19 protein-coding genes and 1 pseudogene are annotated in these 21489 nt (G+C 68.7%); 14 read left to right on the plus strand and 6 right to left on the minus strand.

What is annotated here, in order from left to right; genetic code table 11:
* Positions 1-272: 272 nt before the first annotated feature.
* The 4 genes from QR77_RS16790 to QR77_RS16805 all read left to right on the plus strand — a co-directional run bounded on the left by QR77_RS16790 (position 273) and on the right by QR77_RS16805 (position 4845).
* A complete protein-coding gene (locus QR77_RS16790; protein WP_040022626.1) occupies positions 273-1115 on the plus strand; it encodes a DNA-binding protein in 843 nt (280 codons plus the stop codon).
* A 7-nt stretch (positions 1116-1122) separates the two neighbouring features.
* Positions 1123-1812, plus strand: coding sequence for a hypothetical protein (locus QR77_RS16795; protein ID WP_040022628.1), 690 nt, complete (start codon positions 1123-1125; stop codon positions 1810-1812).
* A 1003-nt stretch (positions 1813-2815) separates the two neighbouring features.
* Positions 2816-3109, plus strand: a complete 294-nt coding sequence (locus QR77_RS48680; protein WP_236710692.1) for a mobilization protein — start codon at positions 2816-2818, stop codon at positions 3107-3109.
* Positions 3106-4845, plus strand: coding sequence for a mobilization protein (locus QR77_RS16805; protein WP_040022631.1), 1740 nt, complete (start codon positions 3106-3108; stop codon positions 4843-4845). Before QR77_RS48680 ends, QR77_RS16805 begins: the two co-directional genes overlap by 4 nt.
* Positions 4846-4959: 114 nt before the next feature.
* Here QR77_RS16805 and QR77_RS16810 read toward each other — a convergent pair whose 3' ends face one another.
* Positions 4960-5781 (minus strand): DUF317 domain-containing protein, encoded by an 822-nt coding sequence (locus QR77_RS16810; protein WP_040022633.1) that lies wholly within the window; start codon positions 5779-5781, stop codon positions 4960-4962.
* A gap of 324 nt (positions 5782-6105) precedes the next feature.
* Positions 6106-6459: pseudogene (locus QR77_RS16815) on the minus strand (hypothetical protein).
* A gap of 381 nt (positions 6460-6840) precedes the next feature.
* Between QR77_RS16815 and QR77_RS16820 the strand changes: the two are divergent.
* Complete coding sequence (locus QR77_RS16820) at positions 6841-7545, plus strand: nucleotidyltransferase domain-containing protein (protein ID WP_040022635.1); 705 nt, start codon at positions 6841-6843, stop codon at positions 7543-7545.
* Positions 7546-7683: 138 nt separating this feature from the next.
* On the opposite strand, the gene tyrS is transcribed toward QR77_RS16820, so the two are convergent.
* From tyrS to QR77_RS16840, 4 genes are read right to left on the minus strand one after another with little or no spacing between them, the layout of a single operon-like run.
* Positions 7684-9087 (minus strand): tyrosine--tRNA ligase, encoded by a 1404-nt coding sequence (gene tyrS / locus QR77_RS16825; protein WP_040022637.1) that lies wholly within the window; start codon positions 9085-9087, stop codon positions 7684-7686.
* Positions 9088-9128: 41 nt separating this feature from the next.
* Complete coding sequence (locus QR77_RS16830; RefSeq protein WP_040022639.1) at positions 9129-9539, minus strand: NUDIX hydrolase; 411 nt, start codon at positions 9537-9539, stop codon at positions 9129-9131.
* A 57-nt stretch (positions 9540-9596) separates the two neighbouring features.
* Entirely contained in the window at positions 9597-10550 is a 954-nt protein-coding gene (locus QR77_RS16835; protein WP_040028131.1) for an FAD-dependent oxidoreductase, read from the minus strand.
* A gap of 10 nt (positions 10551-10560) precedes the next feature.
* The gene (locus QR77_RS16840) at positions 10561-12006 is read right to left on the minus strand and encodes a hypothetical protein (protein ID WP_040028132.1); all 1446 of its coding nucleotides are present in this window, start codon (positions 12004-12006) and stop codon (positions 10561-10563) included.
* Positions 12007-12208: 202 nt separating this feature from the next.
* On the opposite strand from QR77_RS16840, the gene QR77_RS16845 reads away from it, so the two are divergent.
* Genes QR77_RS16845 through QR77_RS16885 form a run of 9 tightly spaced genes read left to right on the plus strand, consistent with a single transcriptional unit; the run spans position 12209 to position 21488 of the window.
* Positions 12209-12736 carry an ATP-binding protein gene (locus tag QR77_RS16845; RefSeq protein ID WP_078876767.1) on the plus strand — a complete coding sequence of 176 codons (528 nt, stop codon included), beginning with the start codon at positions 12209-12211 and terminating at the stop codon, positions 12734-12736.
* Positions 12737-12780: 44 nt separating this feature from the next.
* Positions 12781-14091: a glycosyltransferase family 4 protein gene (locus QR77_RS16850; protein ID WP_040022642.1), complete on the plus strand. Its 1311-nt coding sequence runs from the start codon at positions 12781-12783 to the stop codon at positions 14089-14091.
* Positions 14088-15086: a D-2-hydroxyacid dehydrogenase gene (locus QR77_RS16855; RefSeq protein WP_040022644.1), complete on the plus strand. Its 999-nt coding sequence runs from the start codon at positions 14088-14090 to the stop codon at positions 15084-15086. The genes QR77_RS16850 and QR77_RS16855 overlap by 4 nt, the downstream gene beginning before the upstream one ends.
* A gap of 3 nt (positions 15087-15089) precedes the next feature.
* Positions 15090-16202, plus strand: coding sequence for a radical SAM protein (locus QR77_RS16860; RefSeq protein ID WP_040022646.1), 1113 nt, complete (start codon positions 15090-15092; stop codon positions 16200-16202).
* Positions 16202-17320 carry a hypothetical protein gene (locus tag QR77_RS16865; protein ID WP_040022648.1) on the plus strand — a complete coding sequence of 373 codons (1119 nt, stop codon included), beginning with the start codon at positions 16202-16204 and terminating at the stop codon, positions 17318-17320. The genes QR77_RS16860 and QR77_RS16865 overlap by 1 nt, the downstream gene beginning before the upstream one ends.
* A 16-nt stretch (positions 17321-17336) precedes the next feature.
* Positions 17337-18134, plus strand: a complete 798-nt coding sequence (locus QR77_RS16870) for a radical SAM protein (protein WP_040022649.1) — start codon at positions 17337-17339, stop codon at positions 18132-18134.
* 23 nt (positions 18135-18157) lie between these two features.
* Positions 18158-19882, plus strand: a complete 1725-nt coding sequence (locus QR77_RS16875; RefSeq protein WP_040022651.1) for a carbamoyltransferase C-terminal domain-containing protein — start codon at positions 18158-18160, stop codon at positions 19880-19882.
* A gap of 5 nt (positions 19883-19887) precedes the next feature.
* A complete protein-coding gene (locus tag QR77_RS16880; protein WP_040022652.1) occupies positions 19888-20502 on the plus strand; it encodes an HD domain-containing protein in 615 nt (204 codons plus the stop codon).
* Positions 20499-21488 carry a glycosyltransferase gene (locus QR77_RS16885; RefSeq protein ID WP_040022654.1) on the plus strand — a complete coding sequence of 330 codons (990 nt, stop codon included), beginning with the start codon at positions 20499-20501 and terminating at the stop codon, positions 21486-21488. Before QR77_RS16880 ends, QR77_RS16885 begins: the two co-directional genes overlap by 4 nt.
* Position 21489: the final 1 nt, after the last annotated feature.

The following is a 21489-nucleotide window of genomic DNA, read 5'->3' on the forward strand; positions in this document are numbered from 1 at the left end:
CTTCTGGCTCAGTCCCGTGGGCAACCAATTTCGGCAACCGGCAGTCTGGGATTATCATTTAGGTAATGACCCGGAGCATGCGTTCGCCGTCAGCTGTCTGAATTCTCGGCGGAATGCTGGACTTCTGCGGCGTTGATGTGGCTGTCTTGGCTAGGCGAAGCCACCAACCCCCACGCCCCTCGGGCCGGGGCCGTACCGCCACCCTCCCCGCGCACCGCCCGACAAGGGCGCGCACCTCCACCTGCCCGACCTGACCCAGGAGCCGCCGACCCATGAGCCTCGACGCCCGAGAGTGGGTGTGGGACCACAGCCGAAGCAAGGGCACCGCCCGCATGGTGCTCGCGTTGATCGCCGACCGCTGCCGCGACCGGAACTGCGTCGCGTACGCCTCCGTCCCCACCCTGATGAAGCGAGCGAACGCCTCCCGTACCGCCGTACGCGACGCCCTGGCCAAGCTGATCGCCGACGGCGAGCTCGTGGCGCTCGGTGACCGCAAGGGGCCACGGGGAGAGACGTACTACCACCTCCCGGAAGCCGCCCGGTTCCTCGCCGAACACGCCGTTGAAGGGGACCGGGAACCGGCCCTTCCGGGAGATCGGATTCCGACCCTCGGGGTGCCGGAATCCGACCCTTCCGATCCTTTCGAAGAGGGGCCGGAATCCGGCCCTGGGCAACGGAATCCGACCCCGGGAGGGTCCGGATTCCGACCCGTCGGGGGCACGGATTCCGACCCCCAGAACGGTAGAGAACCAAAGGTGAACGGTAAGAGCAGCAGCTCTGCCCCACTCATCTCCGCCGACCAGTGGCAGATCGACGACGGCACCCGGACCTGGTTGCAACAGCACGGCCATCTCGACCGCCTCGGCGAGCAAGCCGTCCGATCGGCCGACGAGAAGTGGCGCGTCTACCGGGTCACGTGGCCTCCCCGTACCGCAGCCGCCTGGGCTGCCGACTGGCGCGCTTGGATCGCCCGGGAGCACACCCCCACCCCAGGCCGCCCGAACCTCTACGCCCTGCCCGGCGGCACGCCCACCCGGGCCCCTGGCATGACGCGCTCCGAGCAGCACATGGCCGCCCTGCTCGCCGCCCTCGACGAACCGACCGGAACGGAGTAACCCGCCCTTGGACCCACGCGAAGTCGCCGCTGTCCTCGCCTACACCGGTCGCCTCGACCCCCGCACCATCCGCACCGGCACGGGCGAAGCCCGTGACCAGATCACCCAGTGGCAGGAGTCGCTCGACGACGTGCCCTTCGCCACGAACCACGGCTGGGACGTCCGGGAGGCAATACGGGCACACGTCCTCGACTCCCCGTACCCGATCCTGCCCGTGGACGTCGCCCGCAGATGGCGGGCCCATCGGCGCGACCGCCTCGACCGGCACACCGACCCCACACCGACTGCCGACCCGGACGATCCTGCCGCTTGGCGAGCCGAGTTGCTCCGCGCCCGCCACGCCGTCGCGGCCGGCGTGGCCCCGCCTTCCACACACCGGCAGATCACCGGCGGTGACCCGCAACGCGACATCGAGGAGCACCTGCGCGCCATCGGGTCATACATCCCGCCGGCCGTCCGCACCGAGCTGACCCGCTACCGACCAACCCGCGCCGCACGCGAGGACGCCGTCACCGCAGGTGTCCCCGACGCCCTCAGTGTCCGGTGCGAGTGGTGTCACGCGCCTGCGGGCACCCCGTGCCGACAACGGCGGGCAAGCCCGGACGGCACCGCCAAGGGCAACGCGGTACGTGCGACTCCCCACCCGTCACGCATCGACCTAGCGACTGCCCGGATGGACCGACAGCGGACTGCGTGACGCGGGCCAGCCTCGCTCCTCACCGTAGCTTCGTAGTCCCACAGCCGTCGGGTCCCGGATCAGTAGGACCCGACGGACGAGGACGTCTCGATGAGCACCTTGGGGACCACGTCCCGGGGACCGAGCCTGCGAAGTTCGGGGACCGGATCTCGGTCCCCGACGGTCCCCGCGATCACGGTCACCCCTTGGCGGGGACCGTCATGTGCGGGAACACCACGCGTCGGAATCGGGGACCGTGACTCCACCGAACTGGGGACCGACTCGGGACCGGTCCCCCGGAAACTGCAGCTCAGACGGGCTATCTGGTTGGTCTCCAGAGCGTCCCCCTATGACGGGGACCGATCCCGCATCGGCGCACGCGGTTGGGGACCGGTCCCCGCAGTCCAGCAGGACGGGACGGTCCCCCTGACGACGTGTCACGGGGACCGTCCCCGATGAGCATCTCGTCACTGCCCCGAACCGTCTGGGGACCGTGCACCGCCGCCCGCACGCCGGGGAACCGGTCACCGGCGCACGTCCTTCGACCACGACTCTCGGCCCGACGGCCCTACCTCAACAGCCCGTCCCAGATCTCGTCCCGCAACAGCCCAAGAGCTGCCCCACCCCTGGTCAATCGGCGCCTTGGCAGTTCAGCTCCCCCACCCGAACACACCCCGGAGAACCGCACGTGCACGAACGACACAATGAACGCCTCGGCACCCGTCAACAGGAGGTGCCCACCACCCCAACCACCAGCGCAGCAAGTTGGAGGTTCGGACACTCCCCCGCAGGGGGAGCGCCCGAACCCGACCCCACCCCAGGGGTGGCGGGGCCCGACCAGCGCCAGGGGGCGCCGGACGGGAGGGCTGCGACCGAGGGCGGTTCGCAGCCAAGTACGGCCGGCCACACGCGCCTGACCAGGGGGAAATCCCGCCCGCGCGACAAGAAGCAGCGCCCCGCCCACAGCGTCCGACTCAACGAACGCGAACGCACCCTCATCCAGGACGGCGCCGATGCCGTCGGCATGAGTATCGCCGGATTCCTCGCCCACTCCGCCCTGGCCGCCGCCCGCGACCAGACCCGCACGGCCGCCAGCATCGCCGCCGACCACGACGTCCTCACCGAGCTCTTCGCCACCGGCCGCAAGCTCGGCTGGGCCAGCAGCAACCTCAACCAGATGACCAAGACACTCAACTCGGGCGGCGAAATCGACGGCGCCCGCATCGAGGAAACCCTTGCCTATGTCCGCCGAGCGGCCACCGCCACCAGGGCGGCCGTTGAGCGGATCAACAACCGCCAGATGAACGAGGCCGCTTGATTCCCCGCATCCACAAGCAAGGCAGCAGCACCCGCGGCCTGCTCAACTACCTCTACGGCAAGGGCACCCGCGAAGAGCACGTCGACCCGCACCTGGTCGCCTCCTTCGACGACATGGCGCCTGACCCCGGCCGCGACCCCTCCGCGACGAAGGAAGACCTCCAGCGGCTTCTCGACCAGCCACTGCACCTCCTTGACGCAGACCAGCGGCCCGACCAGCACGTGTGGCACTGCTCCGTCCGCGCGGCACGCACCGACCGCATCCTGAGCGACGAGGAGTGGGGCGACATCGCCCGCCGCATCGTGGCCGCCACCGGCATCGACTCCGGCGGCCCGGACGACGCCGGGTGCCGGTGGGCCGCCGTCCGTCACGCCAACGACCACATCCACATCATCGCCACCCTCGTACGCGAGGACGGCCGCCGCCCCGACCACCACCGCTCCGGCCAACGCGCCCAAGCCGAAGCCCGGCTCATCGAAGCCGACTACGACCTGCACCGCGTTACCCCCGGCGACGGCACCGCGGCCAAACGCCCCACCAGCGCCGAGCGCCACAAAGCCGAACGCCAAGGGCGAGAGCGCACGGTGCGGGAGGGGCTGCGCGAGACCGTGCGCGGCGCGTCAGCCGGCGCCGCCTCCACAGATGAGTTCTTCGACCGTCTGGCCGCCGAAGGCCTTCTGATCCGCAAGCGGATCGCACCCTCGGGCGAACTCCTCGGCTACAAGGTCGCGCTGCCCGGTGACCGCAACAAGGACGACGAGCCGGTCTTCTATGCCGGCTCCACCCTCGCACCCGACCTGTCCCTGCCCCGCATCCGCGAACGCTGGTCCCTTCACGCAGAGGCGGACTCCGAGGGCGGGCATGAGCCGGTGCGGCCCGCCCCGCCGCCGGTGACCCATCCCGCGTTCGCCCGGCGCCGGGCTGCCGCTGCCACCTGGCAGGCTTTGTTGATCATTGATCACGGCGACGATGGCGTGGCAGCAGCGCAGATCGCCGCAGCAGGTGAGGTCCTGGACGCGCTCGCCAAGACCTCTGCTGACCACACCCGTGCTGAACTCCGGCAGGCGGCCTTCGTGTTCGAGCGGGCCAGCCGCTCCCACGTGCGTGCCGTACGTGGGCATGACCACGCCCTACGGCAGGCCGCCCACGACCTCGTCCACAGCGGCCCCGCCCTCGGGCGCGGCGAAGACGGAGCCACCACAGCGATGGTCATCGACATGGTCTTCTTCCTCGTCATCACTGCGGCCAACTGGCACGACGAAAGGCACCACCGTCAGCAGGCAGCCGCAGCCCAGCAAGCCGCCGAGCATCTACGCACCGCCTACCAGGGCGCCGCGGCCCGCCCCTTGGCCGCCCTCCGTCGGCGAGGCCAGCGTCTGGCACCGCATTCTCAGCAACGGCAGGCCGATCTCCTGCACCGGGCGGTGCCAGAACTCGCCGAACGAATCCAGGCCGAGCCAGGCTGGCCTGCTCTGGCCGCCACCCTCGCCGACTCCCAGCAGGCAGGCCACGACCCGGCCGCACTGCTCGCCGAAGCCACACGACGTCGCGAGCTCGACACTGCCGACTCCATCAGTGACATCCTCGTCTGGCGCCTGCGCCGCAGCGCCCACCTGCCCGCCGCACCTGCAAACCCCCAGGCCACACCCACCCGAGACAGCCGGCGCACCCTGCCCCCAGCACCTGCGGCACCCTCGACGGCCAGGGCATCGAACTACCCCAGCCGTCCGCACTGATCGGTCAACGAGCCGGAACATAGCCGACGATCGTCGGTTACTGAGGCTGAACTCGTGGTCTCGTAGGGGCCGGGCCCCCGAACGGGGCCCGGCTTCATAACGTCGGGCTCCTGCTCAGCTGGCCGGGGCACGCAGGAGACGGTCCCGTGTGCTCTCCGGCAGCACCTGGCGTAGAACCGGCGCGGTGGAGCTGAGCGAGGAGGCGAACGCGGCGGCAAGATTGTGCGGCACGCTCGCGCTAAACGACGCAGCCCACAGATATGCGGCGCCCATAACCGGCTCAGCCCACGCCTGCCAGCCAGTCGCCCCTGGCTCCTGCGCCTCGACGCTCAGGGCGCGGGGATCGGTGTCCTGGATGAGGGGTGGGACCTCACCGAAGCTGAGATGAGAGGTAAAGGTGGGGTGCATCGCCACCGAGTAGGGCTGGTCGACATCGCGGAGCCAGCCGTGCTCCGCGACAACGTCCAGAACGAGCTCTGGGCCCATGAGCTCCGTGGTGGGCTGGTCGCGGGCGTCAAGCGCGAGGAGAAAGTCGCAGAGGACCTCACCCGGGATGCCAGGGGTGAAGTAGGCCGACCACCGCGCGAGCGGGCTGTCTGGATGCTCTCGGGCAGAAATCTGCCAGGCGATAGGCAGCTCACCCAGGTAAAACGGCTCATCCGGCAGCACCCATTGGGCCCACCGAAGAGTGTCGGGGCTAATGTGGAGGACGGTGCTGCGCACTACCTGCCGGTCCTCCGGGCCCTCGTTATGCTCCCGTCCGCGGACGATCACGAGGCTGGTCCAGCCGAGGCCGGCGAGCGTGTCAGCGACGGCATCGTAGAGACGTCCGTCATCACCAGCCAGGTGCCGGGGACCGACCCAGTACGCAGGCAGAGCTCCCCGGTTTGGAGTCGACGAGTCTAGCGGAGAGTCGGGATACAGGAGCGCCTCCAAGGCTTAGATGCGGATCTACTTGCCGCCAGCAACGCGGCAAGGGCGGCGGCGCCCGGACGGGAGCCTGCCAGTTCAAAGTGCCAGCCACCTCGGGCGGCAGGTGCCCGTGGGCCGCCTGTCCCGGTCCCGCCCCTCAGCCAGACTGACGACAGGCCGTCTGATCTCGCCACAGACTTTCGCGACGACATCACCGACGGTCATTCCCGAAGCCTCTGGGGCAACCGTCATTGCTCTGGGCAGCGGGCTGACAGACGCGGAGGACCGCCCCCTTCGGTGAGCGTGGGCTCTGTCCGCACCGAGTCAGCCGACGCCGGCAGACGTATCTCATCGAGGACAGGTGGTTTCCAGCACGCGCGTCACCGGGGCGGCGACAATATCGACCGGCATCTCGGTGTCGAAGGAGATGCTGTACCCAGGCACCGTCGCGGTACCGGTGACGCGATCTTCCATCCTTTGTCCTCAGTCCCCGGACAGCCGAGCCGACGACCAGCCCAAGCGGAACCGGCCGTCCTTTGAGTTGACGTGCACGTCGGCGCGGTCGTCCACAACCATGTGGAATTCCTCTGCGGCGAACTGATCCATCACAAGCGTGGGCTGACCCGGGCCAAGCTGCCAGTCGGGCACTTTCAGGGCCTTCGCGATGGTGGAGAAGCCGGGACTCATGGGTGCCACGGTCACGGCGATCATCTCTCTGAGCTGGGGGTTTCTAGGATTCGTCTACGTTGACATCCCTCTGCACCCGCTGGCCAGTCTTTCGCGACTCTTTCCTGTCTGCCCCCGGCGAACGGGCTGCTCTCCCTTCGCCGTCGGAACCACGGCATAGGAGATTTCCTCCCAAGCCGAACCCCTCTGCACAGCAAAGTGAGCCGAGTCGATGTCACCGCCGACGGAGGCCAAGACCATCGTCTGAGATCGCTCGCCGCCCTGTCGTTCGCCGGCAGGTGACGTCCGTTCTAGGGACGTGCCATATGCAGCGGCAGCCAATCTCGGGAGCACAGCACTGCGGCGTCCCCGAAGAAACCTCGTGCGCACGGTAGGCGGAGTGCTGATAGTTGCTACATGGATGCGATTGATGCTGCACGTGCCGTCGTAGAGGAACATCACTCTGACGCTCGGGCTGCGTTCTTGGGAGGCAGTGTCGTGACGGGCCGCCGCACGGCGATGTCGGACCTCGACATCGTGGTGCTCCTCCGTGGATCCCCAGCCCCGTACCGGGCAAGCCTTCGGAGCGGTGAGTGGCCGGTGGAGATGTTCGTGCACACCGAAGCGACGTGGCACGCGTACGTCCAACGGGAGGTACGTAAACGCCGGTCACCGCTGCTCTGGATGTGTGCCGACGGAATCCTGCTCTTCGACAACGATGGAGTCGGGGCGCACCTCGCCGCTGAGGCACGGAAGTTGACCGCTACCGGACCACCGGCGGTGTCGGCCGAAGAGGTCGATGACCGCCGCTACGCGATCACGGACCTCCTCGACGACCTCGCGGGGAGCGCGGACCAGAGCGAACGGTTGTTCATTGCCACCGAACTGGTCCGCCGAACGGGCGAGTTGGCGCTGACCGCTGGCGGATCCTGGAACGGGGGCGGGAAGTGGCTGGCCCGCCGTCTTGAGACCACATCCCCGGGGCTCAGCATGCACCTGCACGATGGCCTTGCTGAGGTCCTGGCGGGCCGGACGGAGCCCCTCGCGGCAGTGGTGGACGAGGTGCTGGGGCAGGTCGGCGGTCGTTTGTGGGTCGGCTACAAGCGCGGTGGAACTCCATGAACGAGGTCGCCGCAGGGCGGCAGGCCCGCAATGGAGTGGTCGTGCATCGCACACGTACAGCTCTGCCACACGGCGTCACACGGAGGCTGAGCAAGACGGCGCCGACCCACCGATGTGGGCCGGCGCTGGTTCTCGATCTCAGGCGTCGATACGGGCCACCTTGCGACCCACCTTGAGGTACAACTCGACGCCGTCGCCTGCCCCGATCTCGCTCACCACTGCGCCGAGCGCCTGCTGGACGGAAGCCTCCGTGAGCTGAGTGGTCTGCTGCTCTCCGTCTGCCTCACGGATGAGACGCAGACCCTTCTGCTGAGCTACACGGCGCACGGCGGAGATGCTGGGCGCGAAGTCCAGCGTGCGGCTGATCAGGGCACCCAGAGTGTCCTCGCCGTGCTCCTTCATGGATACGACTGGGAGGTTCTGGGTGTCCCCGAAGGACCGCTTGGAGAAGCGAGCTGTGAACTCCGCGCGGGCGGCGGCTGCGACGTGCGGGCCGTGGAGAGCGGCCACCACCTCACCGGCGAGGATCCGCTTGACGGCCATCGGGTGCGCGGTCCCCGCCTCCAGACGCTTGGTCACCACGCGGATCTCGTCGTCCGTCCACTCGGTGAGGAGCTGCAGGTACGGCTCGGTCAGGTGGTCGGGGATCGACATCAGCCGACCGTAGACATCATCGGGCGTTGCCGTCAGACCGACGTAGTTGCCCTTGCTCTTGCTCATCTTGGAGCCCGTGCCGTCGGTCCCTTCGATCAGCGGAGTGGTGATGACGACCTCGGGCGTCTGCTCCGAGATCTCCATGACCTTGCGGCACATCTGAAGGTTCAGCAGCTGGTCGACTCCGCCCAACTCGACGTCAGCTGTGATGGCCACCGAGTCCATCGCCATGACGACGGAGTAGACGAACTCGGCGAGGGACAGACCCTGTCCCTCAGCGATCCGGGTACGGAAGTCCTCACGCTGGAGCGACATGGAGACGGGTACTCGGGCGAGGATTTCTACGAGCTGCGGGAGGCTCACCTTGTTCAGCCACTCACCGTTGAAGCGCAGGTCGGCACGCTCGAAGTCGATGAACGGTGTGACCTGCTGCTGGTACGTGCTCAGGTTGCGGGCGATGTCCTCGTCGGTAAGAGTCGGCCGTTCGGAGGAGCGTCCCGAGGGGTCACCGATCTTCGCCGTCACGTCGCCGATGATGAAGACGACGTGGTGGCCCATGCGCTGCAGCCGGCTGGCGATGATGATCGGCACCGCGTGGCCGAGGTGAACATCGGGTGAGGTCGGGTCGATGCCGTACTTGATGACGAACTGGCGCCCCTCCGACCGCGCGGCCTCGATCTTCTCGGCGAGTACCCCGGCCGAGGGGATCAGGTTGATGGCGCGTCCCTCTACCAGCGCGGACTGCTCCTGAGGAGAGAGGTCGGAGAGATCCAGGGAGCGCCGGGCTGTTGTCTCGTCGAGCAGCTGCGAGACCGTATAGTCCGCGCCCAGGTCCGCTCCATCGAGGATGTGCATGACACTGGTGACGGACTCACTCAAACGGCTCATGGCGCGTATACGACCAGCTTCCGGGCCCGCGCGCCAACCTTTTACAGCAGTGCTGCGTCGAGGTAAGCCTGTACGGGCTCGAACAGCCCATACGGTACGTACTGCACGATCTCGCCGTGGGCCACCCAAGCGAGCTCGGCCAGCTCCTCGGTGTCTGCGACGTAGGCGGTACCGCTCAGCACGTCGCAGGCTGTGTATGACATCAGCCGACCCGTCTTCGGGTGGACCCGCTCGCCGAGCAGCTTCGCTGCGGAGACGGTCAGGCCCGTCTCCTCCCGGGTTTCGCGCACAGCGGCGCCCTCGCATGACTCGCCGGGCTCAACCTCGCCGGCAGGGAACTGCCAGGACAGCTGTCCCTCATTGACCCGACGGCGCACCATGAGGACCCGCCCCTCGTGGACGACGATCGCCGCGGCGATGCCTGGTCTCTGCCTCGCGTTCAGTTGCGTCACGTCTTCCCTCCAAGAGGGCCGCACGAAGCGAAAGATATGGCGGCCGCGGATCCAGAGTCAGTTCGGAGCAAGCAATTCCCGAACCTCCTCGGCGCACCCCCACGACAGAGTGACACCGGCACCCCCGTGACCGTAGTTGTGCACGACCAGCGCACCGCCCTCCCCCCGCTCCGCCTCCACGCGGACCGTAGTACGGGTCGGCCTAGCGCCGATGCGGTGCTCCAGGACACGGGCGCGGGCGAGGCGGGGTTCGACCTTGGCGCATCGAGCCAGAATGCCGGCCGCCGCCCCGTCGTCTGGAGCGAGGCCGCCTTCGCCGTCGATGGCTGTGCCGCCCAGGACGACGGTCCCGCCGTGGGGATAGAAGCACAGCAGATCCGGTGAAGTACCGGTGTCCTCGGAGAAGAACTCGGTGAGCCCCGGGTTGGTGACGACTACGTGCTGGCCGCGAATCGGCCGAAGTTCTGGATCCAGGACCAGCTCGCGGGCTCCCAAGCCCGCGCAATTGACGATCACAGGGACCGGACCGAGGTCCGCGAGCGAAGTCAGACGTCGCTGCTCGACCGTTGCGCCGGCCGTATGCAAACGGCGCAGGAGGTAGTCGAGATATGCGGGCATGTCCATCAGCGGCACTGTGAACCGGTACCCGGCGGTGAACCCGGTCGGAAGTTCGGTCGGCTCGCACGGCCGGAACCCCGGCAGGGTCGTAGCCCAGTCCGGTGGAGACTCGGCAGTACGCGATGCCTCAATGCCGCTGGTGAGCCGGACGCCTGTGGCCTGGTCCTCGGCCAGCTCCCGGAAGACCTCCAGGGACCGCTGCCCCCACCGGTCGACCTTGTCCTTCGGCTCGACCAGGTACGGGCCCCACATCGCCCCAGCGGCCAGCGAGGTGGCACCGGGCGCCTGCTCGGCGACCACCTGTACCAATGCCCCGGCCTCGGCGAGAACGACGGCGGTGGTCAGTCCTGCCACCCCAGCCCCGACAACGACAACACACTCCCCTGCGTTCATGATCTCGACATTAACGGCCGGGTGGCGTCGATGGAGCATGTCGGGCGAGGGCGTCTTCGAGGACCGGCAAGAAGCTGCGGACGTGCGGGTTGCGCTGGCGGCGGCGGAGGTCCGCGGCGAGCTGGTGCAGTAGGGCCGCGCTCCTCGGTGAACGCACAACGTCAAGGCGGTCAGCCGCGATCTGTCCGATCTCGCAGGCCGCCTCCAGGTCTCCGTGAGCGCTGTGCCCCAAGGCCAGCCATGCTCCCTCGAACATGGCCCTACGTTGGCTGGGATCGCCACGCGGAACGTCGTATGCCCCGGACAGGAGCATCTCGGTCCCCTGCGCGAGGAATCGTCGGGCCATCGTGCCGCCGTCGGCCTTCTGCCGCGCGCGCCCCATGTGAATGAAGCCGTAGCCGGCTTGGCAGTCCAGGTGGTTGCCGGTCAGGAAGTACATCCACCGGGGCTCCTCCTGGCTGCCGTCCCGACTTGCGATCAGTTCTCGGGCAGAGCCCCGGGTGTGTGCGAAGTCGTTGTCACGGCCGGCGGCGGCATACGCGTAGGCGAGCCGGGAAAGGACGGATGCCCGGGCGGCGGGCGGAGCGGCTTCGCTGGCGCGGCGGGCGGCCTCGCCCAGGGCGATTGCGTCCGCTGGGTGTCCTCGGCTCGCTGCCTGGAAGGAGAGGTCGCCGAGGATATGGGCGCACAGGGGAAGGTCGTTGGCCTGATGCGCGGCTCGCAGTGCCGTGGCGAAGTAGCGCTGCGCCAGGCCATGATCGGCGGCGTCGAAGGCCATCCAGCCGGCAAGCTGGCCGATCTCCGCGAGCGCGCGGATGAGTCTGCTCGTGACGACGGGCGAGTGACCGCCATCGTGAATGAGTAGTCCCACCGCGCGGAACTGAGCGCCTACGTAAGGGAGATGTCGCGCCCCGCCGTGCTCGTCGTCAAGCAACTGGAGCATGGGCAGGTGCTGCTCAACCTGGTCGACGAGTGGATCGGCGCCGTTCGACGGAGCTATCCGGGGCGCGTACTGGCCTCGCCCTGCCGTTCCGTCAAGGTACTGGGCGACGATCGCGAGGAGTCCCGCGCCTGAAATCGCGAGGAATCGGCGTCGGTCGACGAGCCCTCCCATCACCCAGTCCTCCACGATCGCCTCCATGCCCTGCACGGTCCAGGGCCGTGCGAGATCCGTGTCCGCCGGTACGAGCGCCGACGAGTCGCCCGCGCGGCCTTGCCACAGTTCGGCCACCGAGATGGCTCTGCCCAGCTCCTGGGAGAGCACGTAGGCAGCCATCATCGGCAACGGCGAACGCGGAAGGGAACCGCCATCCCTCCAGTGGTACGGCGCCGACTCGGCTACGGTGCCCGCTCCGAACACCCGGTTGAGCTTGCGAGCCAGCGCCTTGGGGCTCCATCCGAGTTCGTCGAGGCACCCCGACAGCACGGCGTTCGGCCCCCCTGCCTGCTGTGCCACGTGCGACCACCTCACGTCCCAGCGGTTCGTCGACCACTTCGCGCTCCCCATGGTGAGGCAGGCAGCTGCCGGATCTCCTGCCTATCAAGGAAGTTGACCGAGTTGACCGACTGATCGGGTGCTGTACGACCGGTCTCCTCCGGTGTTCTTGAGTCACGGCGGAAGGCGCCGCCTTCGACGCCGGCGGAGAAAGAGGTGGGCCTTGAGAAACCACACGAGCACCTCCCGAGACCGTCCGGGCAGTGTGCTGGAGCGTGACTCCGGGAGACCGGTCTCCGCGCCATCGCTCGGGTACGCCGATGGCGGCGGTACGACCACGCTGATCACGGACCTGCCGTACGGGCCGAGGGCGGCCGCGGTCGCTCGGGAAGCCGTCGCTGTAGCGCTCCACGGCACCGAGGCGGACCTGCTCGACGACGCCCGACTGATCGGTTCGGAACTCGCAACGAATGCGTTCGCTTCGGGGAACCCGCCCCTGGTCCTGTGTGTGGACCGTAGGAACCCGGTCGTCGGTGGCCTGGAGGTCGAGATCACCGTGACCGACGGTGGCTGCCTTCGACCCCCACCTACCTCTCACCCGGCGCCCGAGGAGCAGGCCGAATCGGGGCGGGGCCTGGTCCTCGTCGAGGCACTGGCCGACGCCTGGTCCCTGACGACCGGCGCCGACGGCACCCGCGCCTGGTGCCGGCTGACGCGCACGTCCAGCTCTTCGCCTGCGAGAACGCTCTGATACCCGCGCCCGCAAGATCCTGTCTTCGAAGGAGGCACCACACGGTGCGCATCGACCATGCGGCCCCGCCGTCCCCGTTCACCGACGCGGCCAGGGCCATCCGCCATCCTCGCGTAGTTGTCGCCCTTCACGAAGGCCTCTACGGCGCCGAGTCGGGCACCGGCTTCAGTAACCGTGCCTTCCTCACGGCACTCGCCCGCCTCCTGCCGACGGGCCGCCTCTCCGTGGTCTCCCCACCCGTCTCTGAAACAGCGGTCGCGCACGATCGGCGGTGGAGCTGCGAGGTCCAGCTGATGCTGGAGGAGGCGGAGGCCGAGGTGATCACGATTCCCGAGGTCCAGATGCCCCCGGGGTCGGTCCGCGGCTCCACCCACCTGTGCGGCCTGGCGGGGAAGGCTGCCGCACGCGTCGCCGATCGCACGAGCCGCTGCCTGCTCGTCGGCCTCGACGTTCCCTTCCTCGGCCTCGCGGCTTACACGCCACCGACCACAGACCTGCTGCTCGTCCCCCGCTCTGCAGCGGCCCTGACGCGGCCTGGAGACCTGTCCCGAATCCGCTGGGAACGTGAGGGCCTGCGGGCGGCGACCGCCCAGGGCGGTCGTATCGGGGCCATCTCCACCCACATGCGAGACCACCTCGTCACGAACTGTTCCATCCCGCGGGCGGGCATCGTGAACATCCCGAACGGGCTGATCCGAGAGGAGATGGCCAGGCCAACGCATGTTCGGCCCCTGCCCTTCAAGGCTCGAGCCGGCTTCGTGCTTGCGATGGGGCGCGCTGTGCCCATCAAGGGGTTCGAAGACCTCCTGAAGGCGCTGCACGTTCTGAAGGGCCGAGGAGTCCGTCTGCCGCACCTGCTCCTGGCCGCCGTCACGTCGGATGATCACGAGCACCTGACCTCGTACCAGAGGCACCTGGCGGCAGGTATCCGCGCCTACGACTTGTCCGCGACGCTGATCCCCCGCTTCACCCCCTCCATCCGCTCCTGGCTGCACAGTCCCGCGCTGCGCGCGGTCGTCGTTCCCTCGCGCGAGGAACCCTTCGGACGGATACCTCTGGAGGCGTTCGCGGCGGGAGCGGGGCCGGTCGTCGCGACCAGCGCCGGCGGACTGGCCCAGACCGTCATCGAAGGCGAGACCGGATTCACCGCCGCACCCGGGGACTCCCAGTCTCTGGCCTCCGCCCTGCGCCGAGCCCTGACCACCCTGCCCCGAGAACGCGAACGGCTCCGGAACGCCGGTGCGGCTCTAGTGCGTTCACGCCACGACTACGAGGCCAGCATCGGCTCCGCCATCGGCAGCATCGCCCCATGGGCTCTGGCTCCGTCGCCCACAGGGGAAAGCAGGGGCCGATGAGCTGGCCGGTGGTGCTCATCAGCCTGGAATCCCCGCACTCCTTCTGGCGGTTGTCCGCCGAGCACGAGCGTTTCCTACGTGCTTCTTTCCCGGGTGTGGATTTCCGTACGGCCGCCGAGGAGGACGTGCCGTACCGGCTGGCGGAAGTCAGCATCTACTTCGGCTGGCGGTTCGAACCATCGTGGCTGGTCGGCGCGCCGCATCTGAACTGGATCGCATCCCCGGCCGCCGGTACCGACCATCTGCCCGTTGCCGAGGCGCACTCCGCCGGGGTGGCCCTGACCCGCTCGTACGGGTTTCACGGCCGCCCCATGGCCGAGCACGCCATGGGGCTGGTCCTGGGCTTCTCTCGCGGGTTGTTCACGAGCCAGCGCGTCCAGCGGAACCGGACCTGGTGGAAGGACGACCTCGCCGAGGAGTTCTTCGACCTGGCCGGGTCGACGATGACCATCGTCGGCTGCGGCAGCATCGGTGGCCATCTGGCCCGTACCGCGCGCGCCTTCGGTACGGACGTGATCGGAGTACGACGGACACCGCCTGTGGCGGCGGGGGACGGGATCACCTGGATGCACGCCTCGGCGGTGCACCAGGCCGTCGCCATCGCCGACGTGGTGGTCGACCTGCTGCCGGCCACCCGGGCCACGAACCATCTCTTCGACCACGGCCTCTTCGCGGCCTGTAAGCCGGGAGCCGTCTTCCTCAATCTCGGCCGTGCGACAACCGTCGACCAGTCGGCCCTCCTGGCCGCCCTCAATACCGGCCACCTGCGGGGCGCCGCGCTGGACGTATCCGACCCGAGGCCCCTGCCCGCTCGCCATCCGCTGCGGCTCCACCCCCGGGTCGTGCTCACGCCGAAGAGTTCGACGCTCTGCCACACGTACATGGACGGGGCGGTCGCGTTCTTCGCCGAGAACCTGCGCCGATTCCTTGCTGGCCAGCCGCTCAACGGCCTGGCCGAAGTACCCGACGCCCATTCCCCCCTCGCAGGAGGCTGACCCATGCCCACCACCCGCCACCGTGACCTGATCGCAGCCTTCGCGGCTACCGGCCGCAACCACCCCTACCTGGCCTTCACCCTGAACTCGTTGTGCAACCTGGACTGCGTGTTCTGCAAGCCCCGCTGCATGCCGGACTACGGGCACAAAGACCGCCCCCTGACCACCGCCGACTACGCGGCCATCGCCGCCGAGGCCGGGATTTGGAAGATCCGGAAGGCGCACTGCTCCGGCGGCGAACCGACCCTGCGGGCGGACATCCTCGACGTGATCGAGGGCCTCGCCGACGGCCTCGGGTCCGACGCCGCGATCGGCATGACGAGCCACGGCAACCTACGCCGCGGGCTGAGCGTGGAGAAGCTGCACCGCGCCGGACTGACGTACCTCAACCTCAGCCTACACAGCCTCGACCCGACGCGATCCGCCACCATCATGGGCGGCGGCGACCCGCGCACGACTCTGCGCACCCTCGATGACGCCCTCTCCCTCGGCCTGCGAGTGAAGATCAACTGCGTCCTCCAGCGCACCTACCTGGACGACGCCTTCGCCGTGGCCGAGCTGGCCCGCGACCTGCCTATCGCCGTCCGCCTCATCGAACTCCAGAACATCGGGCCCGCACAGGCGCTGTTCGACACCGAGTTCATCAACGAGGCGGACGTCCGCAATCGTCTCCACGAATGGTTCGCGGGTGCGGGGGAGGTCTCTCGTGAACAGCTCGGGGTCCGTAGCCCCGGGCGGTATCTCCGTCCCGACGGCTGGGCGGGCTCAATCGGCTTCATCTCCAACTCCAGCTGTGCCACATGCTCCGACGCCAACCGCATCAAGATCACACCCACTGGGGTGGCCCGCCCCTGCATCCTCCACAACCGTGACATCCCCCTGAAGCCCCACCTCGCCGACAGCACCCTCGGCGATGCCTTCGCCCACCTCTTCCAGGCCATGCTCGACCGCAACACGAACGACGCCTGGCAGGGCTTCCATTACGTCGACTACGACCTTCGCTGGGACCGGATGGAGCGTCCCGAGGGCACCCCGGTCCTGCTGCCTCTGCTCCCCGTCCTCCCCTCGGACGCGGCTCAGCCCTCGTGCACCCGAGCCTCCACCGGAGAGCGGTGATGGTCGCGGCCGAAGCGCCGCCGCTGTACCCGGGTCTCGGAACGCTGTACGAAGGCGAGTTGGACGCCTACGGGGTCGGGGCCATGATGCTCACCCACAAGTGGCAGCCGGCCGATTTACTGGCTCCCCACTCCGACATCGACGTGCGCGTCCTCCTGCCCGAGGCACCCGCGAACTGGGAGGAGTGGAATCACCGTCTGGCCGCCGCGCATAAGTCCGCGGTCCGCCGGGAGGTCTCCCACAGGCGGCTTCTGGAGCATCCGCCCGGATTCGCGTTCACCGTGACCGAGGCGGACGGACGGTTCGTCTCCGCACCCGAGCTCGCGACCTGGTCGCTGATCAGCGGGAGCGCCCGGGACTTCCAACGCTGGAAGTCCCAGGCCCAGATGGCGCCCTGGTGCGAGGTCGACGAACGCTTCTACCGGGGAATCCTCCAGGCACGGGTCGGAGGCCGGTACCAGTTGGCGGCGGACAGTACCGACAACGTGGTCGAGGACATCACCGCGTACCGGCGTCACTGCGTGGCCTGGCACTACCTCGCCCCCTGCTGGTTCGCCGCCGCCGCACTCGCGACACGGACCCGCTGCCCCGGCAAGACGGCCGCGCTCACCCAGTGGCGCCCGGACGGGCTGGACGCGTACGCCGAGCTGTTCCTCCGACACTCCGAAGGCGGACCCGACAGGCGACGTCGTAGCCCGCGCCACCTGCTCCGCGCGGCACACGTCTCCCTGGAAACGGCCATGCGCCGCATTCCTCAGGCAAGCCGCCCTCCCGACAAGGGCAAGGAGTCCGCTGCCACCGACTGGGTAATGACCGCCGGAATGCTTCGCGTACGTGTCGCCCGCTGGCTGTACTACCTCGATCCGCCGCCCGGTGTCGCGACCGAGTACCTGATCCAGCGGGAGGCGAAGGAACTCCGTTCCGCCGCGCAGACCCTGAACGCGCTCGCGGAGGACGGGGTCACTCCCGCCCAACGCCTGGCCGCCCGAATGGCCGGGCTGATCCCCACCGGACCGACGACTCCCGACACCCTGCGCACCACCCTCGCGCTCTGGCACCGGCAGAGGTCCACGGTGCAGGACTTCCTCAGCCTCCCGCCCGGTGCCATCCACCCCTGACACAAGGAGCCTCGCCATGCCCGCGCGTGCGTCCCAGCCCCGCACCCTGAAAACGGCGAAGATCAAGATCACGACGAAGTGCAACCGGTCCTGCGACTTCTGCATCTTCGCCGACGGCGCCCAGGGCGAGAACATGGCCCCAGACCTGTTCTCCACCATCCTGACCCGGCTGGAGACCATCCCTTTCCAGCAGTTGCACATCAACGGCGGCGAACCCACCGTGCACCGGGACTTCCCCGCTCTCAGCGAAGCCGCCCGGACACGCCTGCCGGACAAGGTCATGGTTCTGGGCACGAACGCCATCACGCTGGCCCGCAACCAGCGGATCATGGAAGCCACGCTCCGCTCGTACGACCAGATCCTCATCGGCTGCGACGACGAGCACGAGAACTACGCCGAAGTACACGCCGCCGTGCCCCGTCTCCGCGAAGCCGGCAAGACCGTGGTCGTCAACAGCGTGCTGGAAGGCATCAGTTCCTCCCGGCTCGTGGAGCTCGCGAGGCTGTGCGACACGTACGGCGCGATCCACGTCACCAACCACGTGCACCACGTCGATGTCGGCCAGCCGTCGAACAAGCTGCGCGGCATCTGCGACCGCTACCTCGACCAGCACCTGATGATCGAGATGGACGGGTCCTGCTACCGCTGCTTCAACGCCATGGCGAAGGACGACAGCGAGTTCAGCATCTGGGACGAGGACTTCGGGGCCAAGGTGTTCGCCCCCCGCGGCCATCACTTCCGGTTCTGCCTGCGCTGCCACGAGTACACGGACTCAGGCGCCGCTCTCCTGCCTGCCCGCATTCCGACCGCATGACTCCAGACCGGAGGTACACGACCATGCCCGCAGTCCTCGGGCTGAACTTCCACCACGACACCGCCGCCGCCTTGATCGTCGACGGCCGCCTCTACGCGGCAGAAGAGGAACGCTGGAGCGGCGTCAAGCACAACCACCCCACCCGCAAGGGCACGCTCGCCGCGCCGGTCCGTGCCCTTCAGTGGTGTCTGGAGGCCGCCGGCATCGAACCGCAAGACGTCGACGCCGTCTGGGCCGCCTCCATGCGTCCCAATCCTGCCGCCGGCTGGTGGCTCACCGAGGAGCGGGACGAACTCGCCGCTCTCTTACCTGCCCCGCTCGGTGGCCATCTCCGCCTCCTCTCCCACCACACCGCCCATGTGCTCTCCGGGTACCTGCTCTCCGGACACGACCACGCGGCGGGCCTCGTCATTGACGCCGGCGGCTCCTCCCTCGGCTCCGACTTCGGTCCGGGGCGGGAACGCATCACCGGCTACGACCTGCGGCCGGATCGCATCGACCGCGTCCACCAGAGCATGCCGACGGTGGTCCCAGGCCCTGTCGGCCCTCGGCGCGTCCACTCCTCCCTCGGGCACTTCTACCGAAACCTGGCCCGCAGAGTGATCCCGCCGGGCGACGAACCCGAGGGCAGCATGATGGCGCTTGCCGCGTTCGGCGACCCCCAGCGTTACAGTTCGCAGATCCGCGAGCTCGTACTCCTCGGCGACGACGGCGAGGTCAGCATCGGCCACCCCTGGGGCTCGGCGGATAACAGCACACCGCTGCTACTCCGTGGCCGCGTCTGGACCGCTGACAACGTCGTGGAGCAAACCGACTCGGAACGGGCCGACCTGGCCGCCACAGTCCAGGAGGTCTTCTCCGAGTCGGTCATCCACATCGCACGCCATCTGCAACGGCTCACAAGAGCCTCGGCGCTGGTGTTCTCGGGTGGGTGCGCCCTGAACTCCCACCTCAACGGCCGACTGGCCGACGACAGCGGCTTCGACACCCTCTTCGTGGCGCCGGCACCACACGACGCGGGCACCGCTGTGGGCGCCGCCTTGTACGCCTGGCACTACCAGCTCGGGCAGGAACGTCTCCAGGTGCCGACCGACGCGGCCTGGGGCCCTAACCCGGGCACTCTGAAAGCGGGTGCGATGCCATCCGGGTACCGCGCTCTGACCGGCCTGGGGGCGGACCTGGCACCGGCGGCGGCAGCGCTGCTCGCTCAGCACCGCATTGTCGGCTGGGTACAGGGACCGCTCGAATTCGGGCCCCGGGCCCTCGGGCACCGCTCGATCCTCGCCCACCCGGGCCACGCCGCCACGCGGGACCGACTCAACGCGATCAAGCAACGAGCTGCGTACCGCCCGTTCGCCCCGGCCGTCCTCGCCGAGCACGCCACGGAGTGGTTCATGTCGGCGGGCGACCCCTTCATGAACCGCGTCGCCCACGTCCGCCGGTGCCGAGCCGACCGCATAGCCGCGGTCACCCACCACGACGGCACCGCGCGCGTCCAATCCGTGGCCCCAGACCATCAGGGCCTGCACGAGCTCCTGCAGCGGTTCCACGAGCACACCGGCCTGCCGCTGCTGTTGAACACCTCCTTCAACCTCAAAGGCACGCCGATCCTGCGATCCGCCGAGCAGGCCGTACAGGCGGCAGCCGGCCTCGGACTCGACGCCCTCGCCGTCGGAGACACCCTTCTGATCGCCGACCACGTCCCCGACCCCCGGGCTCTACCCCAGCCATCCTTACGAGAGGGGTGACGGAAATGGCCGTTGTCAATCTGCCTCACATCCTGACCACACTCGCCACCAGCACATGGGCCGTCGGGGACCGTTCCCGCGCCCGTGTGGCTGCCGGTCTGGCCCTCGCGATCTACGCCGGGCATACCCGAGATCAGGGCACCCCGTACGTCCAGCATCCGCTCGCCGTCGTCACGGTTCTGCGGTCCGAGCTCGGCGTTACACATCCCGAAACCCTCCTCCTCGGCCTTTTGCACGACGCACTGGAGGTCGATCCGGGCTCAGAGGCTCTCGTCACCCACCAGCTGGGGGCAGCCTTCGCTGAACGCCTACGCGCGATGACGCCCGACCATCGGCTCGAACGCCGGCCCAAGGTCCCGGGCGACGAGACCCGATGGCGCGTGAAGACAGCGGCCCTCCCCGCAGAGGAGCTCCTGATACGGCTGGCCGACCGCATCCACAACCTGCGCGACCTGGCCGCCTCGCCGAACCAAGAACGCCGGCGGAAGTTCGTACGGAACCTCACAGACTTCCACCTCCCCCTGGCCGCCGCCGCACGCCGCCTCAGCCCTCACCTGGAAGCCGCACACACGCTGCTCAACGCCGAGTACATCCACCGCCAACAGGAGATACGCCCGTGAGACGGATCGTGTACTCGATGGAGCCGGTCGGTCGGACTGGCGGCCGGGTCTACCTCCGGATGCTTCACGAGGCGACCGCCGACGATGTCGAGTGGCGCACGGTTCCGGACCACAAGCGCACCTACCACGTCCGCCGCTGGCGGAAGCTCCGCCACCTCGCCCGACTGGCCCCGACCGTCCGGGCGCTGAGTTCCGCCGCCACCGGCACCTTCGTGTGGGACGACCTCAGCCTGCTGCTCTTCACACAGGAGATGCGGGCCCGCACGGTGTTCCTCCTGCACCACTACGAGCCGTTGCAGCACGACTCCACTCCCGTGGAGGCCATGCTCTGGGAGCGGCTGTTCCGGGTGCTGCCGCAGTGTGCGGCCGTGGTGTGCGTATCCCCGTACTGGGCTGACTTCCTCCGGTCCCGCGGTGTCCACAACGTTCGGGTGATCTACAACGCCTTCGACATGACCGAGATCGAACGGGCACGCGCCCTTGACCGGGCTGAGTGCCGCGCCGAATTCGACCTGGCCGCAGACACGATCGGCGTGTACGCGGGCAAGGCCGTTCACTGGAAGGGCACCGCGGAGGTCGCCGCGGCCCTGGCCGGCGCACCCGGGCTTCAAGTGATCACCAGCGGCAGCAACACCATCGGCTTCGGCGGTGCGCACTACGACGTGGAGCGCGAGCGATACCTGCGGCTGCTGCGGGCATGCGACGTCGGCGTCTTCCTGCCCCGGATGCGGGAGGGCTGGAGCCGCTGCGCAGCCGAGGCACTGCTGCTCGGGCTGCCCTGCCTGATCCGACCGGTCGCGGGCCTCGGCGATCTCGCGGCCCTGACCGGCCAGCCGGCGCCAGACCTCGACCGTCTGTCGGCGCAGGTCCGGGAACACGCTACGGCGCGCCGAACCGAAGCCAAGGCCGCGTACGAGGCCCTGGCCCAGTTCGACCTGCACTACTTCGGAAACGCCTGGGGCGACCTTCTCGCGCAGGTCTCCTGAC

The sequence above is a fragment of the Streptomyces sp. 150FB genome (assembly GCF_000818195.1).
GTDB lineage: Bacteria > Actinomycetota > Actinomycetes > Streptomycetales > Streptomycetaceae > Streptomyces.

Bases quoted from the DNA above. Each gene is read 5' to 3' on its own strand.
- QR77_RS16870 (WP_040022649.1), top strand. From the start codon at position 17,337: ATGCCCGCGCGTGCGTCCCAGCCCCGCACCCTGAAAACGGCGAAGATC.
- QR77_RS16790 (WP_040022626.1), top strand. From the start codon at position 273: ATGAGCCTCGACGCCCGAGAGTGGGTGTGGGACCACAGCCGAAGCAAG.
- QR77_RS16860 (WP_040022646.1), top strand. From the start codon at position 15,090: ATGCCCACCACCCGCCACCGTGACCTGATCGCAGCCTTCGCGGCTACC.
- tyrS (WP_040022637.1), bottom strand. From the start codon at position 9,087: ATGAGCCGTTTGAGTGAGTCCGTCACCAGTGTCATGCACATCCTCGAT.
- QR77_RS48680 (WP_236710692.1), top strand. From the start codon at position 2,816: ATGAGTATCGCCGGATTCCTCGCCCACTCCGCCCTGGCCGCCGCCCGC.
- QR77_RS16880 (WP_040022652.1), top strand. From the start codon at position 19,888: ATGGCCGTTGTCAATCTGCCTCACATCCTGACCACACTCGCCACCAGC.
- QR77_RS16835 (WP_040028131.1), bottom strand. From the start codon at position 10,550: ATGAACGCAGGGGAGTGTGTTGTCGTTGTCGGGGCTGGGGTGGCAGGA.
- QR77_RS16865 (WP_040022648.1), top strand. From the start codon at position 16,202: ATGGTCGCGGCCGAAGCGCCGCCGCTGTACCCGGGTCTCGGAACGCTG.
- QR77_RS16820 (WP_040022635.1), top strand. From the start codon at position 6,841: ATGGATGCGATTGATGCTGCACGTGCCGTCGTAGAGGAACATCACTCT.
- QR77_RS16875 (WP_040022651.1), top strand. From the start codon at position 18,158: ATGCCCGCAGTCCTCGGGCTGAACTTCCACCACGACACCGCCGCCGCC.
- QR77_RS16855 (WP_040022644.1), top strand. From the start codon at position 14,088: ATGAGCTGGCCGGTGGTGCTCATCAGCCTGGAATCCCCGCACTCCTTC.